General features: G+C 63.7%; 9 protein-coding genes. 3 read left to right on the top strand and 6 right to left on the bottom strand.

What is annotated here, in order from left to right:
- Positions 1–200: 200 nt before the first annotated feature.
- From QCE69_RS21360 to QCE69_RS21380, 5 genes are all read right to left on the bottom strand, one after another.
- Positions 201–944, bottom strand: a complete 744-nt coding sequence (locus QCE69_RS21360) for a FadR/GntR family transcriptional regulator (protein WP_309922817.1) — start codon at positions 942–944, stop codon at positions 201–203.
- Between the two features lie 46 nt (positions 945–990).
- Positions 991–1,782 (bottom strand): ATP-binding cassette domain-containing protein, encoded by a 792-nt coding sequence (locus QCE69_RS21365; RefSeq protein WP_309932795.1) that lies wholly within the window; start codon positions 1,780–1,782, stop codon positions 991–993.
- The gene (locus QCE69_RS21370; RefSeq protein WP_309922820.1) at positions 1,779–2,789 is read right to left on the bottom strand and encodes an ABC transporter permease; all 1,011 of its coding nucleotides are present in this window, start codon (positions 2,787–2,789) and stop codon (positions 1,779–1,781) included. Before QCE69_RS21370 ends, QCE69_RS21365 begins: the two co-directional genes overlap by 4 nt.
- On the bottom strand, positions 2,789–3,898 hold the full coding sequence (locus QCE69_RS21375) for a sugar ABC transporter substrate-binding protein (protein ID WP_309932797.1): 1,110 nt from the start codon (positions 3,896–3,898) through the stop codon (positions 2,789–2,791). Before QCE69_RS21375 ends, QCE69_RS21370 begins: the two co-directional genes overlap by 1 nt.
- Positions 3,899–4,248: 350 nt before the next feature.
- On the bottom strand, positions 4,249–5,133 hold the full coding sequence (locus tag QCE69_RS21380; protein ID WP_309922824.1) for a DMT family transporter: 885 nt from the start codon (positions 5,131–5,133) through the stop codon (positions 4,249–4,251).
- A gap of 137 nt (positions 5,134–5,270) precedes the next feature.
- On the opposite strand from QCE69_RS21380, the gene QCE69_RS21385 reads away from it, so the two are divergent.
- Positions 5,271–5,732, top strand: coding sequence for a cupin domain-containing protein (locus tag QCE69_RS21385; protein ID WP_309922826.1), 462 nt, complete (start codon positions 5,271–5,273; stop codon positions 5,730–5,732).
- 11 nt (positions 5,733–5,743) lie between these two features.
- Here the strand turns inward: QCE69_RS21385 and QCE69_RS21390 are convergent, their stop codons facing one another.
- The gene (locus QCE69_RS21390; RefSeq protein WP_309922828.1) at positions 5,744–6,517 is read right to left on the bottom strand and encodes a DeoR family transcriptional regulator; all 774 of its coding nucleotides are present in this window, start codon (positions 6,515–6,517) and stop codon (positions 5,744–5,746) included.
- A 342-nt stretch (positions 6,518–6,859) separates the two neighbouring features.
- Here QCE69_RS21390 and QCE69_RS21395 point away from each other — a divergent pair, with 342 nt between their 5' ends.
- Complete coding sequence (locus QCE69_RS21395; RefSeq protein ID WP_404987418.1) at positions 6,860–8,221, top strand: FAD-binding oxidoreductase; 1,362 nt, start codon at positions 6,860–6,862, stop codon at positions 8,219–8,221.
- Between the two features lie 51 nt (positions 8,222–8,272).
- A complete protein-coding gene (locus QCE69_RS21400; RefSeq protein ID WP_309922833.1) occupies positions 8,273–9,373 on the top strand; it encodes an ABC transporter substrate-binding protein in 1,101 nt (366 codons plus the stop codon).
- Positions 9,374–9,505: the final 132 nt, after the last annotated feature.

The following is a 9,505-nucleotide window of genomic DNA, read 5'->3' on the forward strand; positions in this document are numbered from 1 at the left end:
GCGCCGGAGAGGGGGCGCTCGACGGTGTGGAGTGCTCGTCGCAAGACCCCAATGGCCGTTCCACGAGAGAAAGTGCGGGAAGGGAGGGGCAGGATGGAGACCGTGCAGCAGCGGCCGGTCTTAGTCAGGGTTTACGGCGAGAGGGAAATGAACTTGAGACGCGTATCACGTGGAATGACACGCGATGAACCCGCGAGCGCCTAACGTGTGAAAGGCCCTGCGGATTCGAGTGCGGCGCCGCCGAGGATCGAGTTGGCGTCGGCGCGGGCATTGTCGAGCTGGACGACGCTGGCCTGCCGCGCACCGAGCGCATCGCGGTTGGCGATGGCCGTAAAGATTGCCTTGTGTCGCGGCAATGACAGCGCGTGCGTGTTCGGATGGCGGCTCGTCAGCTTGATCGACTCGCTGAGCGCGAGCGACAGCATGTTGCCGATATAGGCGAGCATGTCGTTGTGCGTCGCCGTCATGATCGCGCGATGAAACTCGAGGTCGGGCACCAGCAGTTCATCGGCGGTTTGTGCGCGTTCCATGCGATCGAAGGCCGCGCTGATGCGCGCAATGTCCTCCTCGGAAGCGGAGATCGCCGCGAGCGCGGCGGCGGCAGGCTCGATGACCTGCCGCACGGTCATCAGCGAGCGGAAGAACTCGCCTTCGGGAAGACGGCTGATGGTCCACACGAGCACGTCGGGATCGAGCATGTGCCACTCGTCGCGAGGCCGCACGACGCTGCCCACCCGCGGCTTCGACACCACCAGTCCCTTGGCGACCAGCACGCGTGTCGCCTCGCGCAGCACGGGGCGGCTCACGCCATAGCTTTCGCAGAGCGCGGGCTCGGCGGGCAGACGCTGGCCGGGCGCAAAGACCCCGCTCACGATCTGCATGCCGAGTTCCTGCACGATGCGTCCGTGCATGCTCTTGCGTTGCTTGGGATTGCGGTAATCCATGTTGGTCCCGCCAGCTCACCGCGACTGGCTCAAACGTCGATGACGCTCAATGCGCGGTGGTCGCGCGCATCGCCCGGTATTCCCGTCTCACGATATCCATCAGCTCCGCCACCGACGTGTTCGCGCTGCGCTGCTCGTAAGTCACGCGTCCGCGCTGCATCAACATGATGCGATCCGCGATGTCGAGCGTCTGCGCATAGTTGTGCATGATCATGATGATCGAGAGGCCGCCTTTCTCCTTCAAACGCATCACCAGGTCGATGATGAGCGCGGCCTCGCGTGCGCCCATCGCGGCGAGCGGTTCGTCGAGCAGCAGGATCCTCGCGTTCGAATTCACGGCGCGCGCCACCGCGATGGCCTGGCGCTGTCCGCCCGAGAGCCGCTCCACCGGCAGGTCAACAGAAGGCACATGCACGCCGATATCGTCGAGCAGTTGCGCCGCGCGTTCGCGCATCTGCTTGTGATCGACGAGACGGAAGGGTCCGCGCCGCACGATCTCGCGGTTGAGGAACATGTTGTGATAGATGGACAGCGAGTTCGCCAGCGCGAGATCCTGATACACGCATTCGATGCCGAGCGAACGCGCATGATCGACGGACTTGAGCAGCGTCTCCTCGCCATGCACGTGCAGCGCGCCCTCGGTCTGCTGATGAAAGCCCGTGAGGATCTTGACAAGCGTGGACTTGCCCGCGCCGTTGTCGCCGAGAATGCCGAGAATCTCGCCCTTGCCGAGTGTGAGCGACACGCCGTCGAGCGCCGTCACTGCACCGAAACGCTTGACGATACGATCGCCACGCAACGCGAGATCAGTGGGAGCTGTTTGCACTTCCGACATCATCGCGCTCCCTTGCGGCGAATGCGCCCGACGTGAATATTGAAGATCATCGCGGCGAGGATCGCGGCGCCGAGAATGATGTTGAAGGTGAACGCGTTGATGCCGATCAGCGTGAAGCCGTCGCTCAGGATGCCGAGCACCGCGGCGCCGAGCAGGCCGCCCACGATCGTGCCCGAACCGCCCGTCAGCGGCGTGCCGCCGATCACCGCCGCCGCCACCGCGAGGAACATGATCTGGTTGCCGCCGGCCTGCGGATCGATGGAGGTGATGCGAAAGCCTTCGAGGATACCGGTGAAGCCCGCGAGCACGGCGGCGAGCACGAAGTTACCGAGCCGCAGCCGGTTCACATGAATGCCGGCCTCGCTCGCGCCCAGCGCATTCGCACCCGACGCCTGCGTATGCAGGCCCCAGCGCGTGTGGCGCAGCAGCGTATGCATGACGACGGCGATCGCCACGGTCCAGATGATCTCGCTGTAGCCCCAGGCGCCCATTACGTTGGCGAACGTGGGCGTGCCCGGTGTCGCGACCGGCGTGCCACGCGACACGGTGAGCGTGATGCCGTTGATGAGGAACAGCGTGCCGAGCGTGGTCACGAACGAAGGCAGGCGCAGGAACACCGTCACGGCGCCGTTGACGAAGCCGATGATCGCCGCCGCGACGAGTCCCGCGATCACCGCGAGCCACATCGGCGCGCCGGCGTCGTTGGCGAACACCATCATGAAGGGCGCGAAGGCGAACACCATGCCCGCTGACAGATCGATGTCGCCGCCGATCATCAGCATGATTTCGCCGAACGCGATGATCGCCACCGGCGCGATGAACTGCGACAGGTTGACGAGACTCGGACCGCTGAGCAGGAAGTCGTGATTGACGAACTGAAAGTAAGCCGAGAGCAGCACGGCCACCAGCAGGATGCGCAGCTCGGGCGCCCAGTGCGACATCCATGCCCCGCGCGGGGCTGCAATCCGCGCGGGTGTCGCTGCGTTGCCAGGTTGGTTCATCGTGTTCATCAGGACTTGATTGCGCCTTTCATCGGCACGATTTCCGGCTTGGTGGTCTTGCCTTCATAACGCGTCGACGTATTGAGGTACGGCTCGACGGTGTCCTTCGTCACGAACTTGAGACCCGTATTGATGTTCGCCGGCCCGACCAGCCCACCCGAAGCGAGGAACAGGAACGCTTCCATGACCGTATAGAAACCCTGCACATAAGGCTGCTGGTCGATGGTGAAATCGAGGAAGCCTTCGTGAATGAGCTGGATGGTCTGCGGCAACAGATCGAAGCCGCCGCCATGCACGCCCTTCGATGGCAGGTTCGATTCCTTCATCACCTGGGCGACGCCCTGGGTGCTGCCTGCATCGACGGCGAACATGCCTTTCAGGTCCTGGTGGCCGAGATAGAACGCCTTGATCTTCGAGAGTTCCTCGTTGACGGTCGCGCCCGTGGCCACGGTCTGGATGTCGATCTTCTTGCCGGACTTCTTGATGGCGTCGCTGGCGCCGTCGAGACGCGGCTGAATGTTGAGCTGACCCGGCGTCGCGATGAACAGCGCGACCATGCCGCTGTCGATCATGCCCGCGATGCGCTCGCCCATCTGATAGCCCGACTGATACAGGTCCTGGCCGATATACGCGAGACGCGGATTGACCTTGCCGCGTGGTGCATCCGCGTTATAGGCGAAGACAGGAATGCCGGCGTCGAGCGCGGCCTGGATGGGCTTGTCGAAGGCGTTCGGATCGACGATGGGCACGGCGATCGCGTCAGCTTTCGCGGCGATGGCGGAGTTCACTGCACGCACCATTTCACCGGCATCGGACGTGGCGGAGCCGGTCCACTGATAGTCCATGCCGAACATCGAGCATGCGTCCTGAATGCCGTATTGCGTCGGCACGAAGAACGGGTTGGTCGTCACGTGATTGACGAACACGATCTTCCATTTCTTGTGCTGCGGAAACGCGGCTTCGGCGGCCTGCGCGCTCGAGATCAGCCCGCCGGTGCCCGCCACGCCGCCGAGCAGCGAGAGCGCGGCGCCGAGCCCCGCGCCTTGCATGAGCCCGCGCCGGCTCGAATTGATGAAGCCGTTGCCGTCTTTCGTGTCGTCGTCCCGATTCTGCGCCATGTCTTCCTCCGGTCTGTTCTTCGTGAGTCGATGAGTCGACTGATCGTCGATCGCTTTCAGATACAGGGTTTCAGCGGCACGTCATGAGTGGGCATCTTTCACGGATGAAAGATGCCGCCAGAGACCATGACGTGGCAGGCAGTGCGCGAGAGGATTGTGCGAAAACGCGGCGTGTTTGAACTAGTAATTGGGAAAAGCGAAATGCCGCGCGTCGGCTTCAATAGACAAACTATATGCAGCACTTTCGACGCGTGCGATTAGCGTTTTCCCGGCCATTGAAGGCATATAGTCATGCTATTCATCGGGCATTCTCACAGAGTGGGCAACGCCTCGATTTCATGCGCAAGACGCTATGCGCGCGGCCGCCATGTAGCGATCGCCACGCCCAGCACCGCGATGCCCATCGCCCACCATGCGCTCACCGGCAGCACTTCGCCAAGCATCAGATACGACATCACGGCGGCGGCGGGCGGCACGAAGAAGAACAGCGACGCCACTTGCGAGACCTTGCCCGCGCGCGTCATCGCAAGCAGCAGCGTGATGGCGATCAGCGAGTTGCCGATCACGAGATACGCGAGCGTCGCCATGAGCGTGGGCGTCCAGTGAACTTGCGTGTGCTCGAAGCACAGCGCCATGGGCGCGCAGAACACGAAGCCGACGCTGTACTGCACGAGATTCGACGTGAGCGGATCCTGCGCGGTGCCGAGCCGCTTCTCGTAGAGCATCGCGCCCGTGATGCCGATCAGCGCGCCCACTGCCAGCAGTACCGGCCCGAGCGACGATGCCTGCAAGGGCCCGCGCGCGAGGATCACGCCGGTCGCGCCAGCGAGACCCAGCAGCAGGCCCACCCAGCGGCGCGCGCCGATGCGTTCGCCGACCAGCTTCGGTGCGAGCACGCCGACGAGGATCGGCTGCAACGAGACGATCAGCGCCAGCACCGAGGTGGCGATGCCCGCGGTCATCGAGAGATAGCTGAGGCCGAAGTACATCACCTGCACGAGAAAGCCGACGATGATGAGATGCCGCCAGCCGCGCGCATCGGCGGGCCAGCGCGGACGCTTGATCGCGCAGACCGCGAGCAGCACGCCTACGCTCAGTGCGAAGCGAATGGAGAGGAACGTCAGCGGCGAGGCGTAGTGCAGGCCGGTCCTGGCAATCGGAAAGCCCGCCGACCAGAGCAGCAGGAACACGACCGGACCGCCGATAGTGAGCCAGCGCCGTTGATCCTGCATCATGTTCGCGTCCTTGTTGGTGGAGGGTTGAAGCCGGGCCCGTCATTGCAACCCAGCATGCCGCCGATGGCAAGCCGTGGTTGCACATGCGCCGCTCTTTGAGCGATGCTCTTCAACCTGTGCGCAAGCAAGGAGCCAGCATGCCCAAGGTCGATATCGCCGCTGTTCCGAAGATCGCGGGATCGGGTTATCCGAAGCCCTTCGCCGCGCCGTGCGCCACGCGCACGCGTCAGCGTCTCGGCGACGCAGGCGGCCTGCGTGACTTCGGCGTGAACCTGATGCACCTGCCGCCGGGCGGATGGTCGAGCCAGCGGCACTGGCATTCGCACGAGGACGAGTTCGTGCAGGTGCTCGAAGGCGAACTCGTGCTGATCGAAGACGAAGGCGAAACCGTGTTGCGCGCGGGTGAGTGCGCGGCCTTTCCGAAGGGCACCGGAAACGGTCATCACCTGATCAACCGCTCAAACGCGGTAGCGGTGTATCTGGAAGTCGGCAGCCGCGTCCATGAAGATCTCACGACCTGTTCCGACATCGACATGATGAGCGCCAACGCGGACGGCCGCTTCGTGCACAAGGACGGCTCGCCGATACAGGACGTCTGAACGACCGGGATTCAGTGCGCCACGCGCACGGCGATGTCCGCGGCGGCGAGCGTGTCGGCTATCCAGTCGGGTGGCGGGGCGTCGGTGAAGAGCGCGTCGATCTGCGACAGATGCCCGAGCTTGACCAGTGCGGCGCGCCCGAACTTCGAATGATCGGCGGCGAGGAATACGGTGCGTGACTGCTCGATGATCGCCTGCGCCACGCGCACCTCGGCGATATCGAAGTCGCGCAGCGTGCCGTCTTCCTCGATGCTCGAAATGCCGATGATCCCGAAGTCGACCTTGAACATGCGAATGAAGTCGACCGCCTGCTCGCCCACCACGCCCTTGTCGCGCGCGCGCACCTGGCCGCCCGCCACCAGCACCTCGGCGTCCGACCCGTCCGCGAGAATGTTCGCGACGTTCAGGTTGTTCGTGATGACGCGCAGACCCGTGTGCTGGCACAACGCGCGCGCCACTTCCTCGGTGGTCGTGCCGAGGTTGATGAAGAGCGTCGCCTGATTCGGGATCTCCGCAGCCACGCGTCGCGCGATGCGCTGCTTCTCCTCCAGATACATCTGCTGGCGCGCGGTGTAGGCCGTGTTTTCCGAACTGGTCAGCGTGCTCGCGCCGCCGTGATAGCGGCGCAGGAGGTTCTGTTCCGAAAGCCAGTTGACGTCGCGCCGAATGGTTTGCGGCGTCACCTGGAAATGCGCGGCGAGGTCTTCGATGGTCGCGAAGCCATCTCGCGCGACACGATCGAGCAGTGCGCGCTGTCTGCCGTTGAGTGCTGGGTCGAAGGTCATCGCGATGCGCACGGGCGCGAGCTGGTAGTGATGGCGGATGCGCGAGTGTACGACGAAACGCGGACCGGACCCAATGCCCCGGTGCTTTCCGGCCTAAGGCTTTGCAATAAGTTTTTGAATTCGCAAGTCCTTGAACTTAAGCAAAAATGCGTTGCAGCATGACCAAAGTAATCGCTATTCGATCACTGTGATTTTATTTCAATTTTGGCGCTCCTATTCTTGCCTCAAACGACGGGTGGAACCCTTGCCCCAATGGAGCTTGCCTTGTTTGATGAATCTGAGTTGATCGGCCGTTTGCGCAGTCTGCTGGGTGATGATGCGGTCATCGCCGTGGCGGAGGACATGAGCGGTTTCGTCGAGGACTTCCGCGGGCGTTATCGCGGTGCGGCGCTGTGCGTGGTGCAGCCGTCATCGACGGAGCAGGTCGCGGGTGTCGTGCGCCTGTGCGCGGCGGCGGGCGTGCCCTTGCTCGCACAAGGCGGCAACACCAGCCTGTGCGGCGGCGCGGTGCCGGCGACGCACGGCGTACCGCCTGTCATCGTCAGCCTGGCGCGCATGCGCCGCATTCGCAGCATCGATGCCGCGAACGGTTCGATGGAAGTGGAAGCGGGCTGCGTCCTCAAGACCGTGCAGGATGCAGCCGCCGATGTCGCGCGACTCTATCCCGTGAGTCTCGGCGCGGAGGGATCGTGCCAGATCGGCGGCACGCTCTCGACGAACGCCGGCGGCACCAGCGTGCTGCGCTATGGCAATACGCGCGAGAACGTCCTCGGCCTCGAAGTGGTCATGGCCGACGGCACCATCTGGAACGGCCTGCGCGGGCTGCGCAAGGACAATACCGGCCTCGATCTCAAGCATCTATTCATTGGCGCGGAAGGCGCGCTCGGCATCATCACGGCGGCGACCCTCAAGCTGCATCCGCTGCCGACGCATCACGCGCTCGCCTGGTTTGCGCCGACCGACCCGCAAGCCGCGCTGACGATTCTCGGGATGTTCCAGGCCAACTGCGGCTCGCGCCTCTCGGCGTTCGAACTGATGAACGCACGGCAATTGCAGTTGGTCGTCGAGCACGTGATGGATCGCCGCGCACCGCTCGAAGGCGCGCACGACTGGCACGTGCTGGTCGAGCTGGGCGACACGCAGGGCGCATCCGACATGGAAAGCGTGTTGCAGGCCACGCTGGAAGAAGCGGCCGAAGCGGGCTTGCTCGAAGACGCGATCATCGCGAGCAGCGACCGTCAGCGCGCTGCACTGTGGGAAGTGCGGCACAGCGTGACGGAAGCCAACAAGAAGGCCGGCATCGGGCTGACCACGGATTGCGCGGTGCCGTTGTCGGCGGTGCCCGCGTTCATCGAGCAGGCTACGCAAGCGGTGCTCGCGCTCGACGCCGAGATCGGCATCGTGATCGTCGGCCATATGGGCGACGGCAATATCCATCTGGTGCCGATGTACACCTTCGATGCCTGGCGCGCGCTGCCCGACCAGGCCGCCGCGGGCGCTGCCGTGCGCCGTGCAGTGAACGATGCCGCGCATGCGCTCGGCGGCACGTTCAGCGCGGAACATGGCGTCGGCCAGACGGGCTTGCCGGAAATGGCGCACTACAAGTCCGCCGCCGAACTGTCGATCATGCGTGCCGTGAAAAGCGCGCTCGATCCCGCGAACCTCATGAACCCGGGGCGTCTCTTTCCCGCCGCGCCGCTCTGATCCACCCCTCATCAAGCCACCACCGCCCCTCGCTTACCGCAGGAGACTTATATGAAGCCCAAGCACGATAACGACAAAACGATCCTCAACCCCGCCCGCCGCTCGGCGATCAAGACCGTAGGCGCAGGCATCGTGGCCGGCGCGTTCCCGTTTGTCTGGACGCCTTCGCGCGCGGCCAGCAAGCGCATCGTCGTGCGTGACGACGGTGGTATCTACACCAAGGCGTACGGCGCGGTGTACTACAAGCCGTTCTTCGAGAAGACCGGCATCGAAGTGGTGGGCGTGCAGGCGAATGCCGAGCCGACCGCGCAGATCAAGAGCATGGTCGAAGCAGGCAGCTACGCGTGGGACATGGCGAAGATCAGCCAGCCCGCGATTCTTCTGCTGACCTCGGGTGGCAAGGAATATCTCGAGAAGCACGGCCTCGAATCCGATCCGACCATCGCCAAGATTCCCAAGCAATACATGTCGGCATATGGCGTGGGCACCAATGTCTATTCGACCGTGCTCGCGTATCGCACCGATGCGTTCAAGGGCCGCAAGGCGCCGAGTTCGTGGGCCGATCTCTGGAACGTGAAGGACTTCCCGGGCCGCCGCTCGATCCGCAAGTATCCGTTCGATACGCTGGAAGAAGCGATGATGGCCGATGGCGCATCGACGAGCCAGGTCTATCCGATCAACTTCGATCGCGCGTTTGCAAGTCTCGACAAGATCTCGAAGCAAGTGGATGTGTGGTGGACGACGGGCGCGCAAGTCGAGCAGATGCTCAACTCGGGCGAAGTCGCGATGGTCGCGACGTGGGCCTCGCGTGCGCAATCGGCGATGGCCTCGGGCGCGCCGGTGGGCATCGTGTGGAACCAGAACATCTGGGGCTGCGACAACTGGGCGATCCTGAAGGGCACGCCGAACGCCGATGCCTGCCGCGAGTTCATCAAGTTCGCCAGCGACCCGAAGCGTCAGGCCGCGCTCGTCGAGTACTTCCCGGCGGGTCTCACGCAACCGGAATCCTTTAACTACGTGAAGCCGGAACAGGCGAAGAACTGCCCGACGTTCCCGGACAACATGAAGACCGGCGTGCATATCGATGCAAAGTACTGGCAGGAGAATCAAAGCGTGGCGCTCGAGCGCTTCAACCGCTGGATTCTCACTTAAGGCCTGGCATCGTTCATCAAGGAAGAGATCCGCATGGCAACCATCAATCTCCAGATCAGCGGTCTGTGCAAGCGTTATGGCGACTTCGTCGCGCTCGCGCCGACCGATCTTGACGTCGCACAGGGCGAGTTC

It is taken from the genome of Caballeronia sp. LZ032, assembly GCF_031451315.1.
Taxonomy (GTDB): domain Bacteria; phylum Pseudomonadota; class Gammaproteobacteria; order Burkholderiales; family Burkholderiaceae; genus Caballeronia.